The organism is Dehalobacter sp. 12DCB1 (genome assembly GCF_004343605.1).
Taxonomy (GTDB): Bacteria; Bacillota; Desulfitobacteriia; order Desulfitobacteriales; family Syntrophobotulaceae; genus Dehalobacter.
On record NZ_POSF01000002.1, the window covers coordinates 382,930 to 403,449 of the forward strand.

The 20,520-nt window shown below is 47.0% G+C and carries 13 protein-coding genes; 11 read left to right on the forward strand and 2 right to left on the reverse strand.

Going from position 1 to position 20,520, the window contains the following annotated elements; translation table 11 throughout:
• Positions 1-321: 321 nt before the first annotated feature.
• The 3 genes from C1I38_RS02385 to C1I38_RS02395 all read left to right on the forward strand — a co-directional run bounded on the left by C1I38_RS02385 (position 322) and on the right by C1I38_RS02395 (position 3,649).
• A complete protein-coding gene (locus tag C1I38_RS02385; RefSeq protein ID WP_132102024.1) occupies positions 322-1,542 on the forward strand; it encodes a glycosyltransferase family 4 protein in 1,221 nt (406 codons plus the stop codon).
• Between the two features lie 202 nt (positions 1,543-1,744).
• Positions 1,745-2,914, forward strand: coding sequence for a DegT/DnrJ/EryC1/StrS family aminotransferase (locus C1I38_RS02390; RefSeq protein ID WP_132102027.1), 1,170 nt, complete (start codon positions 1,745-1,747; stop codon positions 2,912-2,914).
• A 123-nt stretch (positions 2,915-3,037) separates the two neighbouring features.
• Positions 3,038-3,649, forward strand: a complete 612-nt coding sequence (locus tag C1I38_RS02395; protein ID WP_132102029.1) for a sugar transferase — start codon at positions 3,038-3,040, stop codon at positions 3,647-3,649.
• Positions 3,650-3,777: 128 nt separating this feature from the next.
• On the opposite strand, the gene C1I38_RS02400 is transcribed toward C1I38_RS02395, so the two are convergent.
• Both C1I38_RS02400 and C1I38_RS02405 read right to left on the reverse strand, forming a co-directional pair.
• The gene (locus tag C1I38_RS02400; protein ID WP_132102032.1) at positions 3,778-4,758 is read right to left on the reverse strand and encodes a glycosyl hydrolase family 18 protein; all 981 of its coding nucleotides are present in this window, start codon (positions 4,756-4,758) and stop codon (positions 3,778-3,780) included.
• A gap of 301 nt (positions 4,759-5,059) precedes the next feature.
• Positions 5,060-7,132: a cell wall-binding repeat-containing protein gene (locus tag C1I38_RS02405; RefSeq protein WP_132102034.1), complete on the reverse strand. Its 2,073-nt coding sequence runs from the start codon at positions 7,130-7,132 to the stop codon at positions 5,060-5,062.
• Between the two features lie 180 nt (positions 7,133-7,312).
• On the opposite strand from C1I38_RS02405, the gene C1I38_RS02410 reads away from it, so the two are divergent.
• The 8 genes from C1I38_RS02410 (at position 7,313) to C1I38_RS02445 (ending at position 20,517) form a co-directional block, all read left to right on the forward strand.
• A complete protein-coding gene (locus C1I38_RS02410; RefSeq protein WP_132102037.1) occupies positions 7,313-10,072 on the forward strand; it encodes a S8 family serine peptidase in 2,760 nt (919 codons plus the stop codon).
• A 530-nt stretch (positions 10,073-10,602) separates the two neighbouring features.
• On the forward strand, positions 10,603-13,944 hold the full coding sequence (locus tag C1I38_RS02415) for a cell wall-binding repeat-containing protein (protein WP_132102039.1): 3,342 nt from the start codon (positions 10,603-10,605) through the stop codon (positions 13,942-13,944).
• A gap of 256 nt (positions 13,945-14,200) precedes the next feature.
• Positions 14,201-15,457 (forward strand): TolC family protein, encoded by a 1,257-nt coding sequence (locus C1I38_RS02420; protein WP_132102041.1) that lies wholly within the window; start codon positions 14,201-14,203, stop codon positions 15,455-15,457.
• Positions 15,458-15,710: 253 nt separating this feature from the next.
• Positions 15,711-15,911, forward strand: a complete 201-nt coding sequence (locus C1I38_RS02425; RefSeq protein WP_132102043.1) for a hypothetical protein — start codon at positions 15,711-15,713, stop codon at positions 15,909-15,911.
• Between the two features lie 15 nt (positions 15,912-15,926).
• Positions 15,927-16,412 (forward strand): TolC family protein, encoded by a 486-nt coding sequence (locus C1I38_RS02430; RefSeq protein WP_165904962.1) that lies wholly within the window; start codon positions 15,927-15,929, stop codon positions 16,410-16,412.
• Positions 16,413-16,583: 171 nt separating this feature from the next.
• A complete protein-coding gene (locus C1I38_RS02435; RefSeq protein ID WP_132102047.1) occupies positions 16,584-17,270 on the forward strand; it encodes a response regulator transcription factor in 687 nt (228 codons plus the stop codon).
• A complete protein-coding gene (locus tag C1I38_RS02440) occupies positions 17,267-18,676 on the forward strand; it encodes an ATP-binding protein (RefSeq protein WP_132102050.1) in 1,410 nt (469 codons plus the stop codon). Before C1I38_RS02435 ends, C1I38_RS02440 begins: the two co-directional genes overlap by 4 nt.
• A 98-nt stretch (positions 18,677-18,774) precedes the next feature.
• Entirely contained in the window at positions 18,775-20,517 is a 1,743-nt protein-coding gene (locus C1I38_RS02445; RefSeq protein WP_132102052.1) for an HlyD family efflux transporter periplasmic adaptor subunit, read from the forward strand.
• Positions 20,518-20,520 lie beyond the last annotated feature (3 nt).

A 20,520-nucleotide genomic window follows, 5' to 3' on the forward strand; every position in this document is an offset into this window, starting at 1 on the left:
CACAACGTTCTCAAATTCCCTGCTCGAATCATTCATACAAGCTTGATTACCCTAAATTAGGTCTGTGTGCCACAGTTCCAGCGTTAAGCGGAGCATGGAGGCGGAGCGCGGCTGTTAACGTCCATGGATGGACTAATGTCGCGGTGCTATGGAGGGCAAGGAGCGACAAGCCACGGATGGCGCAACAGCCGAGAGCGGAATGTGGCGCGCAGACCAGACCCAAATGAACATATTTCTCAAACTATTTAAAGATCAATGTACGAGAAGAAGTAGCCAAAATAGGTTTAGTAAAGTAAGTTTAATCTAGGAGTAAAGATAAATATGCGTATTTTGCTTTTGACGCAGTATTTTCCGCCGGAGAAGGGGGCGGCTCAGGTAAGGCTCTGGGAGCTGGCCAAAGGTCTGCGGAACCAGGGGAATATGATTACGGTCGTAACTGCCTTTCCGAACCATCCCGCAGGGATCATCCCGGATGAATACCGGGGGAAAGTGTTTGCGCGTGAGGATATGGAAGGGATCGTTGTTCTGAGAACCTGCATCTATCCGGTGAAGCGGGGCAGATTCTGGCTGCGTTTGCTGAATTATTTTTCTTTTGTGTTTTCTGCTTTTTTAGGAATCTGCCGCAGCGGTCCCCAAGACTTGATCGTTGTGGAATCTCCGCCGCTTTTTATCGGTTTTACAGCTGTCATTACTTCTTTCTTTAAAAGAGCACCCTATATCTTCAATGTCTCCGATCTGTGGCCGGAATCCGCGGTGCAGCTCGGGCTTGTCACGAATAAGCAGCTTATCGGCATGTGCGAGTGGCTGGAACGTTGTTTTTACCGCAAGGCATTTAAGCTTTCGGCCCAGACCCAGGGCATTGTGGACGGGTTGAAAAAGAAAGGGGTCAAAGCTGAAGATATCTTATTCCTGCCTAACGGAGTGGATACCGAACTTTTTAAACCAAGGCCCAAAGACCCGGTGCTGGAAAAGAAGCTTGGTCTGCAGGGAAAATACGTGATCCTGTATGCCGGGACGATGGGGTATGCCCATGGGATTGAGACAGCGCTTGAGGCCGCCGATCTGCTGCGCGCCGAGCCGGAAATATTCTTTCTGTTTGTCGGTGACGGTTCCGAAAGACCCCGGCTCGAACAGATTGCCCGGGAAAAGGATCTGCCCAATGTCCGCTTCATCGATTTCCAGCCGCTCGAAGAGATTCCACGTTATTATTCGTTAAGCAGTATCAGTCTTTCGACCCTCAGACGCTATAAGCTGTCGGAAGGGGTAAGGCCTTCCAAAGTATTCCCGGCAATGGCCAGCGGTCAGCCGCTGATCTATGTCGGAGAGGGTGAAGGCGCCGAGATTGTCAAGGAGAGCGGCGGCGGAGTGGTGCTCGAACCCGAGAACCCCAAGATCCTTGCCGAGACGGTCTTGCGCCTAAAGGCAGATTCGGAAACCTGCAGGGTACTCTCCGAAAAGGGCCGGGAATATGTCATTAGGCACTATTCCTGGGACAGCATCGTCAGAAACTGGCTTGAGCAGCTTCATTTGAAGAAAGCCTAAAGTTGTCTTTTGGCCAAAGCGTAGTAAAATAAAGTAGTCAATAAAAAATTAGCCAATGAACAAGGAATTAAAAATATTGAAGAATAAGCGAAGTATAAAAACAATTAATGGATAAATTAAAAAGACAAAAATCAAATAAAAACTATAGAACAACATAATAGCATGATAGCAGACACTGAAACGAAGAAAGAGGCGTAAGTTTATGAGTCCACGACGCGAACAGTTCCTTCCCTATGCGCTACCGCTGATTGAAGATGATGATATTGAAGCTGTTGTCGACAGCCTGAAATCGAATTGGATTTCCAAGGGTCCAAAGACCGGAGAATTTGAAAAGCGTTTTGCCGAATATATCGGTGTCAAACATGCCATTGCGCTGAATTCCTGTACCGCAGGCCTGCACATCGCCCTGGTGGCTGCCGGAGTCGGAGCGGGCGATGAGGTGATCACCACGGCCATGACGTTTGCAGCCTCAGCGAATGTCATCATTCACTGCGGGGCAACTCCTGTTCTGGTAGATATTGATCCCAAAACCATGAATATCGATCCGGCAAAGATCGAAGAGAAGATTACTGCCAAGACCAAGGCAATTATTCCGGTTCATTTGGCCGGGCTGCCGTGCGAGATGGATGAAATAATGGTGATTGCGAAAAAATACAGCCTATTTGTTTTGGAAGATGCGGCCCATGGCACGTATACGAAGTATAAAGACAGAATGGTCGGCACGATTGGTGATGCGGCAGCCTTTTCATTCTATGCGACGAAGAATCTGGCGACTGGTGAAGGTGGCATGGTGATGACCAACGATGATGAGCTTGCCAACAAGATGAGAGTCCTGAGCCTCCACGGCATGAGCCGGAATGCCTGGAACAGATTTTCTGAAAAAGGCTCCTGGTACTATGAGATTGAATACCCGGGATATAAATACAATATGACGGATATTCAGGCTGCGATGGGGATGACCCAGCTAGCCAAACTGGAATCCATGCAGGCCAGAAGGGAAGTCATCTGGCAGCGTTATAACGCTGCTTTCAGCAAGCTTCCCGAAATAGAAGTTCCGATTGATTTTGCGTATGCCCGTCATGCCCGCCATTTGTATATGATCAGGCTGAATCTCGATAAACTTACGGTGGATCGGGCTGCATTTATTGAATTGCTCAAGGAAGAAAATATCGGCACCAGCGTTCACTATATTCCGCTTCCGTATCACCCGTATTACCGGGATACCTTTGGCTACAAACCCGGAGATTTTCCAAAGACGGAAGCGCTCTACGAGAGAATTATTTCCCTGCCGCTTTATCCCAGAATGAGTGATGCCGATGTTCAGGATGTTATTGAAGCCGTACAGCGTGTTATCGAAAAGGTCAGGTTATAAGAAGGAAGAACAGACTTTCTCCTCCGTTTCTTATAGAATTTAGGAAATTGTTCGAAATCACCTACGAAAGATAGTAAAAATATTTGTAAGAGGTGAAGCAGTAAAATCCCAAGGAGTGGTAATTTGTTTGCGAAAAGGGTTTTAGACCTGTTGATTTCCATCCCGCTGCTCATTGTGTTATCCCCATTGTGGCTGATGATTGTCCTTTGGATCAAAGCCGATTCCAAAGGCCCCGCGGTCTTCAGGCAGGAAAGAGTGGGGCGGAATGGAGCGCTCTTCACGATCTATAAATTCCGAACCATGGTTCCGAATGCAGATGCAGTGATGAAAGAAAAAATTGAGCAGCTGAAAAAAGAAGGCAAGTTTGATCCCGACAATTTCATCTTTCAGGATAAGGATGACCCGCGGATTACGAAGAGCGGCAGATTCTTAAGGAAAAGCAGCCTAGATGAACTGCCCCAGCTTTTGAATATTATCAACGGTACGATGAGCATTGTTGGTCCGAGGCCGGAAGTTCCGGAAATCGTGGATCAGTATACGCACGAACAGCGTCATCGTCTGGACATGCCGCCGGGAGTGACCGGTCTAGCCCAGGTCAATGGCCGCAGTGAGCTGACACTCACGGAAACTCTGAAATATGACGTGGAATACGTCCAAAACTGGCGTTTCGGCCTTGATCTGAAGATACTTTGGAAGACGGTTTTCATTGTTTTAAACGGCAAGGGCGCGTACTAATATTGGAATGGTTCAGTACGTTTCTATAATGACTTACGTACTCTTCATGTATGATAAAAGAAACTTTTCCTGTGAGGCACTTCAGGTGTCTCTTCTTTTTTGGGGGTATTGCTGATTTCGTTCCTTTCCTATTCCAGTAGTGCCGCAAATTGCCCGGCGCTCGCCTGGTCGAGCCAGGCCAAGGACCAGCAGCCTATCCCTCCGAGGTTAAATTCGTTTAGCAGGCTGAGTTTGCCGGACCAGCTCCGGCTGTCATCGTAGTACACAGTCCAGCGATGACCGTGTTCATCCGTATAGCAATACGTCGGTGTCCCAATCGGATTGGAGGGCGAGGTCTCTCTATTCGTTATTGCGCGGTATCTTTCAGCAGTCTGGGTTGCTGCCGTAAGGCCCAACGCCTTGGATACCCAGCGTGTCCCGTCCTGCCGCCAGGCTCTGCCGTAGAACGGTATGCCCATCAGCACCTTCGAGGGAGGAATCCGTGTAACGGCATACGCCATGACCCGGCGCACCCAGTCCGACGGCGCGATCGGGCCCGGTGCGGAAGTGGCGTAATGCAGGTCATAGGACATAATCTGTACGTAGTCGGCATATCCGGATAGCTCAGCGTAGTTATACTGAACGCACCAGGGCTCTGCTATTTCGGAAGTCCGGGACATCACAGAGACGAGCGTGAGCTTTCCTTCGGCGGATAACTGCGCATAGAGGGTTTTCATTAAAGCGGTAAGTCCCGGTCCGGTATCTGACGAGAGCGCTTCAAGATCGACCAGAATCCCGTCCGCTCCGGTATCCCGGATGAGCTTCAGGCAGCTTTCCTTGAAAATACTGCGTTTCAGCGGGTCACGCAGCATATCCCCGGCAGTCTTGCCGCTGCCCAACACCATCGGAACCACTTTGGCACCGCTGCGCTGGCCGAGAGCGACCAGGTACTTCGGTATTTCAGGATCGGTGAAGACATAGCCAAAGCTGCCATCCGCCTGCAGCGGCCCTGCAAAATTCGGGACCAGGATATCAATTGATTTCAGAAGATTGCCGGAAACGCAGGCCAATTGTTTCTCGTAAGCTGACTTACTGCCGTATCCATCCCAGAACTGAAGGTTAGTTGTCATCTTGAAACCCCACTTCTTAGTTTCTTATCTTCTGATATGAATATTCAGTAAGAAAAAAGAGGGTGCGTGAACACCCTCTAGTACTAAATAGGTAAATTACAGTCAGACTTATGTATATCGGGCCTGTCTGCATGCCACAATTCCGCTTTCGGCCGTTGTGTCATCCTTGACACAAAAGGCCGCGCTTCGCTTCCTTGCTCCGCTTGACGCTGGAACTGTGGCATGCAGACGAATCAAAGGTTGGTTAAGTAAATTCAGCATGCCAGATAATTAAGATCAACGTCATGGAGTCTGTTAAAAATTAATTGATCCGCTCTTTTAGCAGCGGGTACAGCTCCGGAGTACTGACTTCGTTGATCCAGCCCATGGACCAGCCGCCGACACCCCCGAGATTGTATTCGTCCATGATATCCAATTTTTCTCCCCAGCTGAGCCTGTCGTCAAAATAGGCTGTTCTGCTGTAGCCGCTTTCATCGACATACTTAAAGGTTGGTACGCCGATCGGGTCTGTCAACGTGGTCTCTCGGGTGATTGTAGCACAGAACTGGTCAGCGGTCTGCGTCGCGACTGCCCAGCCAAAGACCTTGGACACCCAGCCGCTTCCCTCCGTTCTCCAGGCCCTTCCGTAGTAAGGAACGCCCATCAGGATCTTCTCCGAAGGAATTTCAGTCACGGCATAAGCGATAACCTCTCTGACCCAATCCAGTGGCGCGATCGGGCCGGGAGCAGAGGTCGAATAATGTTTGTCATAGGACATGATTTGGACATAATCGACATACTGCGCAAGGTCACTGTAATCGTACTCGTCGTACCAGGGTTGAGCGGTTGCAGAGGTTTTGGACATCACAGATACCATGACCAGTTTTCCCTGCGGATGAAGTCGCGTATAAAGGTCCTGCATCAGGGCAGTCAGGCCTTCTTCAGAGCTTTCGGAGAGTGCTTCCATGTCGACCAGAATGCCATCGGCATTGGTCTCCGCGATAAGTTTGACAGCACTGTTGATAAAGGTGCTGCGTTTGGTCGCGTTCTGCAGCACGGAATCAGCCGTACTGCCGCTGCTCATGACCATTGGCACGACCTGGGCACCTTTGCTCTGGCCCAAAGATACCAGATATTTGGGGGTTTCGGCGCTGCTGAAACGATAGGCAAAGCTGCCGTCAGCCTGAACGGCTCCTGCAAGGTTCGGAACCAGAATATCGATATAGTCCGCCAGATCACCCGGAACATAGGACAGCTGGTTTTCATAGGTTGTTTTATTGGCATAGCCATCCCAGAACTGCAGCGATATTTTGGAACTGGTGCTGCCGATCCGGACAATATTTTGTACTGCTATGCTGATCACATCAAAACCGCCCAAGAAAAAGAAATTATTCACACTGGCTCTGTTTGTCCCGAGGTAGGTCGTCGTCGGCGTATTCTGCAAGGCATTTTCGTCTTTTGGAACCAGCAGGATCGGGTTATTATTTCTGGCAGCAAGTACAGAGCCTGCCAGTGCATCCGGGAAGGAACCACCTGTCGCCACGATCATCTTATCCATATTAAACGTAAGGTTCTTCAAGATGGCTACATTGGTCTTGTAGCGGTCCTGGTCACTCAGTCTGCTGACCGTATACCCGGCTGTCTGGAGCTGTTCTGCCACCGAAGCACTAATGGCGCTCTCACCGCCTATCAGGGTAATTTCAGTAACGCCGAGTTTCTGGAGCGCATTCAGGGTGGCTGTTGGGACTTTCTGCGTATCGGTCAGCAGCAGCGGGATTCCATTGGCTGCTGCGTAGGAAGAAATGCTCAGCGCATCGGCAAAGACTTTGCCTGAAGCTAGAAAAGCCCGGGTACTGTTTTCCACGGATGTCGTTGAAATATTAGCTGCCGTTTCATAGCGGTCGTTTCCTTGGATCCGATAGGTCGTCAAGCCGTTAGCCTTCAGTGCATTTTCTACGCCCGACGATATCGCTCCTGTCCCGCCAAGGATAAAGACCGAGGAAGCATTCAGCCGTTGGATTTCCTGAAGGACTTCCGGGCGCAGCCGGTTGGATTCGGTCAGCAGCAGCGGTCCGCCGCCTACTACGGCACTGTTGGCAAGAACGGCTCCGGCCAGTGCATCCGGGAAGGCATCTCCGCGGGTCAGGACGACGCTGCTGGCATTGGTCCAGTTATTTGAAGATATTTCGACTGCGGTCTCATATCTGGTCTCTCCGGCAAAACGGGTAAAGGAAGTGGTACTGCTGTCTGCAGCATAGGCCGGCGCAAGGGCATCCTCCGTTCCCATAAACAGGCTGCACGTAAAGAAAGAAGCCAGGGTCAGAGTCGCTATTCCTTTTCTAACCAGGCTTGTCGCTTGCTTTTTTTGATGACTATTCATTTTTAACTTGAACATAAAGATTCTCCTCCATATATTCTGTCTGGCAAAAAACTGGATATCTCTTTATTTCGCCATCAGACTCGAAAGTCCTGTTCAAAATGCAGGAAAATATAAGATCTTGCCGAATTTGTGAAAAACATACAAAAACACAAATCTAAAAACAAATACAAAACACAAAAATGTGAGGACAAAAAAATGCTGCCTATAAGCACCAGGAATCCGCTAAAACAAAAAACGATCCGATTGAAAATAAATTTCCTTCTAAACGTAAAAAGTTTTTCAGCACTTTTGCTTTGTTTTATTCTGATATTTCAGGGCATGCCAGACGGCCTGGGGGAGGCCACAGCTGCTATAGAGATATCTGATTCTTCAACACTGTCGGCCCAATCTGAGCAAACGCCAAGCGGAAACAGCGAGCAGCTGTTTATAACGGAAGAATATGATCCGGCAGCCGTACGTTTGGTGGTTGAGACAACTCAGAACACCGATCTCGATACACTGGCTGAAGCTGTCGGAGGCGAGCTGGTGAGGACCGGGCCGCTTGATTATTGCACACTGCAGTTCGAAGGAACCAAAGATACAAATGAAAAAGCGGATATCCTGCAAAAAACACTTCAAGTCCCGGGAGTTCTAAGTGCTTCCTGGAGTAAAAAATATCAGACGGAAGGCGCTGTAGATACGGAAGTTTTCACTACAGCCGTCAGTGATCCCGAATATAGTTACCAGTGGGGGCTGCAAAGAGTAAGGGCCGACCAGGTCTGGCAAGAAGGTGTAACCGGCCAAGGGGTCGTGATTGCCGTGATTGACACCGGTGTAGACCTCGATCATCCGGATCTGGCGGATGCAAACGGCAGCAATCTTGTGAAAGGGTATAACGCGATTACGCGAAGTACCGCGACCTTAGCTGTACAGGACGACAACGGACACGGCACTTCTGTGGCCGGACTGATCGCCGCCCGGAATAATAATAAAGGCATTATCGGAGTCGCCTATAATGCCAAAATCATGCCAATTAAGGCCATGGACAGAAACGGCGAAGGAGAGGATGCCGTCATCGCGGACGGTATTATCTGGGCCGTCGATAACGGTGCCAAGATCATCAATATGAGCCTCGGTTCCGATGAAGAAACCAAAATCCTTGACGACGCGCTGCAGTATGCAGCTGATAAAGGGTGCCTGCTGATTGGAGCTTCGGGTAATGTTTCCGGAAGCACTTCCAAGGTCTACAGTCACCAGACTGTTGCGGGAACCAGCGAGGTGTCTTATCCTGCGGCGAATCCGAACGTTTTGGCTGTCTCGGCTTTGGATTCCTCTGATGTGATTACGGATTTTTCCCTGACGGGACCGGAGGTGCTGCTCTCCGCTCCGGGCAAAAGGATCCTTACCGATTACTGGTCAAATACAGAGACGGGCTGTGCCTATATGACGGGAACCTCGATCGCGGCACCGTTTGTTACGGGCGCCGCAGCCCTGCTCTGGAGCAAATATCCAGGATTGACGGCCGATCAAATCAAGCAGGCCCTGATAGAATCCGTCTATGATCTCGGGCAGGAAGGCCGGGATAATGACTATGGTTATGGCAGACTGGATATCTATCGTGCCCTAAAGACATTTGGAACTCTGCAGAGATATGCCGCCCCGGCCGTTCTGGGCTGGGAAGGCGGCATCGTAGCTGCTGGAAACACCGGTGAGGAGCCCGCGGTCGAACTGACCATCCCGACCGGAGCCTTTGCGTTGCAGGTCGACAGTACAGGAACGGAAAAAAAGATTAATATTTCCATATCTGAAGCAAAATCTCCGGGCAGTTTTCCTGAAGGGATCATTTCCGGCAGTGAAGCGTTTGCAATCAGTTGGGGAGAAGTACTGCCTGAAAAAGTCCTTAATCTGACGGTCAAAGCAGAGCGGCCTGCCTCATATGCATACGGATCAGAATCAGGCTATCTTGCCTATTTATATCGATGGAGCGGATCGAGATGGATCAGAATTGGCGGCGGGTTCTCAACAAACGCCGCAGAGGTAGAAGTCTCCATCTATGAGCCCGGGACTTACCAGGTCGGCTGGAGTCCAGCTCCGGCTAACGACCGGATCGCCGGATCGGACAGGATCACGACTGCGCTGGCCATTGCGAGGGAGGCGTTCCCTACCGGCGCGGATACCGTCGTGATTGCCCGGGCTGATGATTTTCCCGATGCGCTGGCCGGAGCACCGCTCGCTTATAAGTACCATGCGCCGATCCTGCTGACATACTCTAACGAGCTGCCACAGGAAGTTTATCAGGCAGTTCAGGATTTGAACCCAAATGAAATTATTATTCTCGGCGGCACAGGGGCTGTTTCAGCTGCCGTCGAAGCAAAGCTCGCCAATATTGCCGCTGTAAAGCGGCTGGCCGGAAACAACCGATATGACACTGCCGCGGCTGTTGCCGACATGCTTGGCACAAAAGGGCAGGCAGTCGTGGTCAGCGGGATCAACTTTCCGGATGCGATAGCAGCGGCTTCTTTCGCAGCAGTAGAGGGCAAACCAATTTTGTTGACGTCTTCCGGGATCTTAAACAGCGAGACCCTGCTTGCTCTGAAGAAAAGTTCTATTACCGCTACGGAAGTGATCGGCGGGAGCGGAGCAGTCTCCGGAAATGTACTGTCAGAACTGCCTTCCCCGGTTAGAATCGGCGGTGCGGATCGTTATGCAACATCTGCAGGCGTTCTCCAAGAACATAAAACTGCAGGACAGGTACTATATATAGCTACAGGAATGAATTTTCCCGATGCACTGACCGGAGGAATATTGGCAGCGACAGGCTCATCCAATATTTTGCTCGTTTCCCAAAGCGGTCTGTTTGCCGGTCAAAAAGTTTTGCTGTCATCGTACAAAGGCAAAACAGTGATAGCGATCGGCGGGGCAAAAGCATTGCCGAGTAGTGTCTTGACGGAGATACGGCAGCTCGGATTACTGTAAAATAAGAAGCAATTTGTCCCCTGCGTCAGGTAAATGCCCCAAAAGCCGTCTTATAGAGGGACTGTGAACAGAATGTAACTAAAAAAACAGTGGAAATTTTTGCGCGAATATTGTAGAATAACATAGCGCGATTAATTTGGGTGATTATGTCAATTTCTTAAGGAATACCAATGTTTCCTGTGAAAAAAGTTGTGTTCTCATGCAGGAATATTGAGTTCTTTAAAGAATAATATATGGAGGTATGAGAAGCTCATTACATAAGCTTCTCTTTACCCATAGAACGTCTAAAGGGATAACCGCCCCTGAGGAACGAGGCTCAGAGGGGGGACGCCCCCGGGTTGGGTGGTGCCTTTAGATATTGCGCAATGTCTAAGGATAATCTTTGCGACACTGTTAAGGGGGGTGAAGAAAGAGATTCCGCATTCGAGTAAAGGGAAACTGATTCAAAACAGAAATAAAAATACTAAATTGAATCAATTTGCCCGAAGACAAAAAAACCCTTTTTAAAGAAAGAGAGGAGATTTGACTAAATGAGTAGAACGAAGAAGATAGCCGTTTTAGCTATCATTGCTATGGTTCTGACCCTGATGCCTGCTGCGTTGTTTGCTGCTACAGCTGACAGCACCAGACTTTCCGGTGCAGACCGTATTGGAACCGCCCTCGATATCGCAAGTGCAGGAACTTGGGGTACATCAGTTGTACTTGCTCCTGCCGATCAAGCTAACCTCGTTGACGCTCTGGCTGCTGCACCTTTAGCAGGCCAGGAGAATGCCCCGATCCTTTTAACCTTCAAAGGTTCCTTAGATGCTGCTGTAAAAGCTAAAATTGCAGCTCTCGGAGCAACCAAGGTTTATGTTGTCGGTGCTATTTCTGCTGACGTAGCCGCTGAAGTAGATGCTATGACAGGCGTAACCGTTGAAACCCTGAAAGGTGATGGCCGTCAGGCTACTGCAGCTGCTGTCAATGCTAAATTGACCAGCCCTGCAGGTACTTTTGTTGTTGGCTATGATGCAATTGCTGACGCTCTGTCAGTTGCATCCTATGCTGCTAAAAACAAATTCGCTATCGTTCTGGCTAACCAGGATGGAAGCGTTGCCAGTGCAAGTCTTGTTGGCGCTACCAAGTACATTATTGGTGGTACTGCCAAAGTTGATGACATTACTGGTGTAGCCCGTATTTCCGGTGCTGACCGTTTTGCTACCAACTCAGCTGTTGCTTCCACACTTAACTTTGACTATGCAAGAGTTTATGTTGCTAATGGAGTAAATTGCGTAGACGCTCTGAGTGTTGCACCTCTGGCTGCTAAATATAGCTCTTTCGTGGCACTTTCCAGCAGCAACGATGTTGCTGCAGCGGCTGTTGTTAATGGCAAACTGCTTTCAACCAGCAAAGTAATTGCTGTAGGTGGAACAAGTTCAGTGCCTGATACTGTCGTTGCAAAAGTTTCCTATGCAAATACTACTTTAGCTGTTGTATCTGCAACTGCTATTAATGCTTCTCAAGTTCAAGTTGTATTTAACAAAGCGGTTACTAAGCTTTCAGCTGAATCAGTTGCGAACTATACCGTAAACGGTACTGCATTTGCTGCAAGTGCTGTGTTTGGCGGTGTTGGTTCAATTGCTAAACTGTCCACTGATGGTAAGACTGTAACTTTAGAAGCAAGAACTACGTTCCTTGCTAACAACACATCGTTTGAACTCAAAATCACGGGCATTACGGACACTGATTATAAAGCCATTGCGCCCGCTTACAAAACAGTAACCGGTAACGACGTAACTGCACCTTCGATCGATAGTGTAACCTCATCTGCAGGAACTGCAGGAACGAAGAATGTTGTGGTGACATTGAGTGAGCCTGTTTTCCTCGGTACACCAGGCGCTTATAAGATCAATGGCGTGAATGCTGTTGCTACAATTGATGCTGTCTTCAAAAATAAAGTCAACTTAGTAGCAGCTTCCACCTTAGCAGCTGGTTCCTCCAATACGCTTACAGTATCTGGTCTGTCAGATGGAATCAATGCAGCAGCCCAATTGACCCAAACCTTCACCGTAACATCCGATACAGCTGCTCCTAAGGTTGCATCCGTAACTCAAGCTGGAGGAACACTGAAGGTTGTATTTGACAAAGAAATTTCCAACACGAACTTCACTGCGCTGACGCTTGGTGTAAACTCCGTTTCGGACATCTCTCTTAGCAAACAAGGGGATGCTACTGCTTATATTACGACGGCACCGGCTTTAGATGCTATGGATTTAACTAACAAAACCGTGGTCTTGACTGTGGGTGGAACTATCTATGGTTCTGCCAGCACGACAACTGCCGTTTTAACATTGAAAAACATTGAAGACGTCAATGGAAACAAGATGGAAGCATATTCTTCCTCTATTACCTTGACCAAAGATGTTGTTAAACCGACACTTGTGTCTTCTGTGCTCGATGCTTCCGATAATACAACAATTTACCTTACATTCAGCGAAGAAGTAACGGATCCCAACTTTGCTGGGACTATCACTGTTATCGATAAGTCTACTGCAACTGATGTATCTGGTGCAAAATCCACCCCTGTAACCGAAATCATTACTAAGTCCGACTGGACTGCGGTACCTGGTGGAATAACCCTTTCGAAATATGTAAAATTGTCTCTTGAAGCTGCATTAGTGGCGGGCAAATCCTACACCATTACGTTACCAGGATTGACTGTAACGGATGCTGCCTTAAACAAGATGGATTCTGTTTCCTTTGAAGTAACTGCCGCTACTGCTTCCGATGCTGTTAAACCTGTACCTTCTAAAGGTGTTAGTGCCATAGCTGTTGTAAGTGGTAAGAATGTCATTGATGTCTCGTGGTCTGAAAATGTTCAGCTTGCTGATGCCATCAATACAGCCAACTATGTGTTGAATGGTTCCGCCCTGCCTGCAGGTACCGTTATTACCAATACTTCTGGTACAGCGGGCGATACCAACAGATTCTCGATCACCTTGCCAGCAGCTGGCGTAACTGCTGATGCAGCTGTTGCTGACTTACTCATTACAGGTATCAAAGATATTGCCGGTAATGCAACATTACCGACAACTTTGTCAGCTTGGAATGCAGGTCTTGACCTTGTTGATACGAAGAAACCAACTGTAGTATCTGCAAAAGCAACTGCTAATAACAAACTGGAAATTACTTTCAGCGAGCCTGTCAATATTGTAACCCTTGGTGCTGCTACGAATGAAATCAGACTTACTGATGACAACGATGCAACATCCAAAACATTTAATGCAGGCGTGGATACTGTAGCTTATCTTGGAAACACTGCGACATTGACATTTGCTGCCGGACAAGTATTTGGTGGTCTGAACTGGACCGCAGGTGCTGTAGAACTTGTTATCGATGCTGGTGCAGTAGTTGATAGATCTGCTGGCGCATTAGCAATTGATGCAGTCGCTGCTACCCATAATATTGCTGTAACTGACAAATTCGTTGATGTTGTAGGTGGATCAGTACTAGTTACTGATGGCGTAGTATCAGATGATGAAACCTTCGCAGAAATCAACGTTGCCATTACTGCCCCAACTAATACACTGAAAGACAGAATTGTGAAGTATGAAGTATATATTGCACCTGCTAGTGTTGCTGATTACACTACTGTTGCCAATGTAGAATTATACCTCAGCAAACTTGCTACAATTCTGCCTGCGGCTAATGGAGCTGTTGCGGCTCAAGATTTGACTGCAGCTGCTGGAAACTTCCTGTCTGATGGAACTACTTTAGTAGCTACATTAGCTGGCGTTGACCTTGATATCTACGTTGTTGCAATTGATGAAGCCGGAAATAAAGCATTGATTTCCGATGTCACTACTGTAGAAGCGATCAATGTAGCTGACTAAGTTTCATTGAGTCTACCCATTAGGGTTATTAGTAAATATCTTAGAGAGCCGTTCCTCGTTTAGGGAACGGCCCTCTCTTTTTTTGCAATAATCAGGTAAAAATTAATCTTAATAGTTGATCCTGACAAAAGTTAGACATATAATAAATTATGCCTGAATTTAAATCAGCAACAGGAGTATCGTATGATTAGAATTTATGAAGATGTATTACATAACATAACTACATTATATTTAATCAAATACCGGAGGAAATTTGATGAAAAGGTTTATAATTACAATTATTATTGGGATTATACTAGTATCACCACAAATGGCGTTTGCAGATACTGGTCACTTTATTCAGGTATTGGAGTTTAATAAATTAGAAGAGACCATGAATACCCATAGTCCAACAATAAGTGTTTTGAAAAAGAATCTTAAAGACGCCAGGGATCAAATTGATGATACACAGTTGAAAAACTTACAGTCTCAAATGTTAACACAGCTTTCAGTGTTAAACGGTTCACTGGGGGCTACAATAAATAAGGTTGGTAACATTTACACTGTTGTAGAAGCAAATCGTTATATTGTCTATTATCCTGCAGAAAATGCATATTTGTATGATAATGCAGGAACTTGGACAGTGATCGGTTCCTCTGCTATTGCTGCACCTTTAGCTACAGGGGCGGGTAATGAGGCAGCTGATATTAGTCGTCTTGTTGATTACCAGAACTATATATTGGTACAGAATTCAATAAGCCAGCTTACATCATTAAATGCCAGCGTGAACTCAATAAATATACAGAGAAGTCAATTTTGGAAATCAACTTTACAGCTTGAACAAAACATTGATAGGATAATTGTGATGGCTGAAAATGCTTATCTGAGTTACTTTACCATATTAAAAAATGAGGAAAAATACTCGAATAACCTGGCTATGCTACAATCTAATTTAGACGTAATGAAATTACAGCAATCACTAGGAATGATCTCTAAATCACAAATCGCAGAACTGGAGACACAAATAAAAGAGCTAAAAAATGTTACTAAAACATATAATAATCAGTTAACAATGACAAAACGCCAGCTCAATATAATGCTGGGGCAGGATATTAATACGACGCTTACTTTAGAAGAGCCTATAATCGTCAAAGAATCAACACTAGATAGTATCAATTATGATAGAGACCTTGAAAATGCTCTTGTACAAAGTATTGATGTTCGACTAGCTTCAGATGATTCAGATCAACAAAATGAAGCAAAACGGAACTTCACACTTGCATTTGAAAATGCATACCAGGATATTCAGGATAAACGAGATAATCTTTCGTTAATGCAGGATAAATTGAAAAATGAGAAGCAGAAATATGAGCTGTTTTTATTAAAATACCAATTGGGGATGATATCCAGGCTGAGTTTAGAAACTGAACGTTTTACCTATTTAGTACAACAGGACGAGGTTAAGTCAGCTGAACGAGATCTACTGCAATCATATACTACTTATAATTGGCTTAAAAAGGGTTACAAGCAATAGTTGAGCTTGTTATTGTTATTATATTTAATACTTAAAGGCTAATGAAGTTTGCGATTAAAGCCTATGTAGTCATTCAACCATACGTTGGTTCGCGCTTAAGACTTACAGGCTCTGCTCCATTTAGACATTCCCTTTATATCTGAGTGTCTCCCTTAGACTCTTTTGGTAACGCTCAGATTTTTAGGATATTTTCTTATTCTACCAATTTACTGACAATCCGCTGCCATAGTTTACGCTTACCCGAAAACATGTAGTGACGAACAAAGAAACGAAGGAAGTTTTCAAAGAGCAAACCCAAAACACAAAGGAATACAAGAAGGCCAATAAGGGACGAGTCGTAGGTGGTCGCGAAGATGGCCTGGAAGCAGGGAATGAGCAGGGAGAAATGACGACAGAACGGTTGCAGACGATCAGAATGCTGCAGCGGATGACCAGAATGCTACGGATGAAGTAACAGTGGATGGGACAAATGATGAAATCGATAGAACCGTCTGTCAGCAAACAGCAATTGAATATCCTGATGGGACAGGACATCAATACAGATCTTACCCTTGCCCAAGTCACACCGGTCGAAGCTTCCGTTCTGGACAGCATTAACTATGACGGTGATTTGACGACAGCTCTCACCCAGAGCTTTGATGTCCGGTTAGTTTCGGATGATTCAACCCAGTATGAGGATGCGAAACGCAGCCTTACGCTGGCTTTCCAAAATGCATATCAAGATATTCGGGCGAAACGGGATGCCCTTTCCTTACAACAGGATAAGCTGACTAACGAAGAAGAAAATTATAATGTGATGACCTTAAAATATAAGCTCGGAATGATTTCAAAAATGGCACTGGACTCCGAGCGTTATACTTATCTTGCCCAACAGGATGAAGTCAAAGCGGCCGAGCGGGATCTTTTGCAGTCGTATACAACCTATAACTGGATGAAAAAAGGCTATAAACAATGATTTATGAATTTGGTTATAACGGCATATTGAATCGACGGGGCAGCTCATGACGGCTGCCTTTTGGTTTTATTTTAAATCTTTATAAAATCTTGACAGGTGATGTCAGGCATTTATCAGAAATATGCAGTATAGTTAAAGAAATGTTATGTACTGAAGGACGGTGCTGCGATCGTGGGACCTAAGATCCTGATAGTCGACGATGAACCCGCGATTGTCAGCGTGATTGAAAATTATCTTAAAAGTGAAGATTATCGGACAGTGATAGGGTTTGACGGGATCGCTGCCAGAAAGTTGATCGCGACAGAAAGTCCAGATCTGATCATCCTGGATTGGATGCTTCCGGAAATGAATGGGCTGGAGCTGTGCAAGGAAATAAGGCATGAAAGTTCAATCCCTATTATTATGCTGACGGCAAAAGCCGAAGAGACCGACCGGGTTCTCGGTCTGGAATATGGAGCGGACGATTATATCGTAAAACCATTTGGCCTCAGGGAGCTGGTGGCACGTATTAAAACTGTACTGCGCCGTGTGTCGCCAGGTCAGGATGCATCCCTGATCATCACCCACCGCGATTTAAAGATCGATATGAAAGCGCATCGAATCTGGAAGCGTAATGCCGAGGTCATTTTGACTCCAACCGAATTCAAGATCCTTTGCTTGCTGGCGTCGCATCCAGGGGTTCCTTACAGCCGCCTGCAGCTGCTAAATCAGGCGATGGGAGAGGAATATCTTTATTATGAACGTTCTGTGGACACACATATTTTCAATTTGCGGAAAAAGATCGAAGATACCATAAGTGAGCCCAGTTATATTCAAACTGTATTTGGGATCGGCTACCGGATGGGGGATGAAAAGTGACACTGCGGCGCAAATTTATTCTGGCTCTCGTGGGTATGGTTGTATTCATGGCGGTTATCGCCGGAGGGATCTCCTTATTTTCTTTCAACAAGTTGTTGGACCGTTCCGTGAGTTATATCCAACAGGGTTTAGCTACCCAGTGGGAGATCGCCTTGATTTCCTATTATGAGAAAAATGGCTCCTGGGAAGGCGTCCAATCCCAAATACAAACCATGTTGCACGATCCGGACAGCAAAGGCAGCCCGCCGCGGGGAAACTTGCGGATCTGGATTTTTGATACGGCATACAAAGCTACAGCGGGTGCGGAACCGGAAATCGGCAAATCGATTGCGGACATACCCAACGGTGCAGAAATAAGGAGCAAACTAGTACCGTTACAAGTCAATAGTCAAACAATAGGGTATTTCTTTTTGGAAGATAATTTTTTGACCCGCAGTGATTTTTTCTCACGTACTCTGGTCAGCTCGATCATGAGGGCCATGCTGATCAGTATGTTCGTTACGTTGCTTGTCGCGCTCCTGTTAGGAATAATTTTGACCCGTCGGATGACAGAACCCTTAAAGCAGTTGACCCAGGCAGTAACCAGTGTGGGCCAGGGACAGCTGTCCATACGAATTAACCCCGAAGAAAAGGGTGGGGGAGACATCAAAGCGTTGACGGAAGCCTTTAATGAGATGACAGTCAAGCTTGCCCAATATGAAGAAATAAGAAGCAATATGGTTGCGGATATCGCCCATGAACTCCGGACGCCCCTGACCGTAATTTCCGGGAAACTGGAGTCCATCCAGGAAGGCGTTGCGGCTGCATCACCGGAAACCATCTTGCCGATTCAGGATGAGGTCATTCGTATGACCAGACTCGTGCGTGACCTCCAGCAGCTGACGTTGGCCGAAGCAGGTAAACTGCCACTCTATATTCAGGAAATCGATATCCGAAACATGATTTTACGGATTCTGGATCATTTTGCGATAGCGCTTGAAGAAAAAAATCTTAGGATCGAAATCACCGGGGAGTCATTGCCGGTGTACGGAGATCCGGATCGCCTGACGCAGGTTTTTGTAAACTTAATCGACAACGCAATACGCCATAGCAGGGAAGGCGGTTTTCTGCGGATTAATTTTAAATTAGAGTTCCGGGATAAAAACGATACTGAAGAGAAGAGGTTGTCTATTGGGATCACCGACAGTGGTGAAGGTATCCCGGAAACTGACCTTTCCAGGGTCTTTGACCGCTTTTACCGGGTGGATACGGCACGCGACCGGAATTCCGGCGGAACGGGACTTGGTCTCGCTATCGCCCGGGAATTTATCCGTGCTCATGGTGGAGATCTGACAGTCAGCAGCCGTTTAAGTGAAGGATGCTGCTTTACGGTATGGCTTCGCGTCAAAAATAACATCAATTCTTGACATCTTCTTAAAATCTCCGGTTCCCCGGATTGTTATAATGGCAGTGTCATGATTAGACAAGGCACTGTGTTGAATTGGCAAAAAAGGAGACCGGAAAAATGCAATTGAATTTTAAGCCACTCAAAGCAAACGCAGACCGTCAGAAACTGGATCCCAAACCGGATAAAGAGGGAAAGCGGTTCAGCATCGACCGGCTGAAAAAGATCAGGAAGAGAACATGGATTATCATCGGGGTCGTCATTGTCGCCATGATCGCCGCAAAGGTTTTTATATTCAAATCCAACACGACCGCAGCTGCCAATATAACGATTAAGACAGCGACAGTAACAAAGGGAACCGTACAACAGATGGTCACCGCGACCGGAACGGCTGAATTTTTCCAATCGATGCCGCTTTCATTCGAAGTCAGCGGCACCATACAGGAAATTTATGTAAAGACCGGAGATGTGGTGAAAAAGGGTGACCCATTAGCCAGTCTGGATACGACTACATTAGAGCAACAACTGAAAGAGGCTCAGGAAAATTATGCTTCGGCTCAGGCCAACTATAGTCAAACGCTCGGTGATTTGGGGAGAAAACTCAAATCGAGTCTCGTTTCAGCAGAAAGCAACTTATTGATGGCACAACAAAAAGCAGATCCAAACTATCTAGAAAACCAATACTATTTAGCAGAGCTAAATGTAAAAGAAGCCAGTCAAAAGCTGGCAGAAGCGCAGGGCTTCGGGGAAACCGATACATACCAGCTTCAGGCAGCACTTAGTCAGGCCCAGCTGGCGCTTGCGGATGCTCTAAATAAGAAAAACGGCGGAGCGGCCAAAGACCTGGAAGTTGCCAAGGATCAATATGAGGCAGCTAAAGAAGCCGTAAGTGACTATGAGAAAGGTGCCGGCAGCGATTATCTTTCGACTAAAGCGGCACTGACAAAAAGTCAGACAGATCTGATGACGACTCAACAGAATTTGGACGATGCCATCTTGAAAGCACCGGAAGATGGGACGATCGTTTCCTGCTCGGTCGATCCGTATCAGACAGTCAACAGCCAAAGCACCGTAATGATACTCGTCTCCAATCCCCAAAATTTTAAGGTGTCGGCCTCGGTCGATCAAACCGAGATCACCGAGCTCAAAGTCGGACAAAAGGCAAGTCTGACTCTGGATACCGATGCCAATACCGTTATTGACGGCACGGTTGAAACCGTTTCTCTCGCCGGGACTAACAATCAAAACGTCGTGACCTATGGCATCACCATTAAGGTGGATAAACTGTCGGATATCCTGCGGGATCAGATGAGTGTGAATGTTTCGATCGTGACCGATGAAGCTAAGGATGTTCTGACTATTCCCAGTGAGGCCGTTATTACCCGGAATGGGGTAACCGGTGTGTTGGTTCCGACTGACCAGGCGTCTTCGCAAGGAACATCCAAGAATACGACTTCCGGTTTACAGAATAATGCTTCTTCAGGAAGCCAAAATGCGGCGCAGGGAAGCAGTCAGATGCCGTCAGGACCCGGAAATGGGAATAACACAAGCAGCAACCGGCCGAGTATGCCTTCAAATACTACCGGTAGCAGTACTGGAAATAAATCCGCTGGAACGAGTGGCAACTATAAATTTGTGCAAATCACGATCGGCTTGGACGACGGGACAAACGTCGAAGTCAAGAGCGGCTTAACCGAAGGCCAGACCGTGATCATCCGTACTGTCACTGCGACGTCAACAAGCAGTACTTCCTCAAGCAGTTCAAGTTCAAGCAAGAGTTACCGTTCGCAAGGTATGGGCGGGTTAGGCAGCCTTACCGGAGGAGGTAATGGCGGACCGCCGTCCGGAGGCCCAGGACAATAAGAA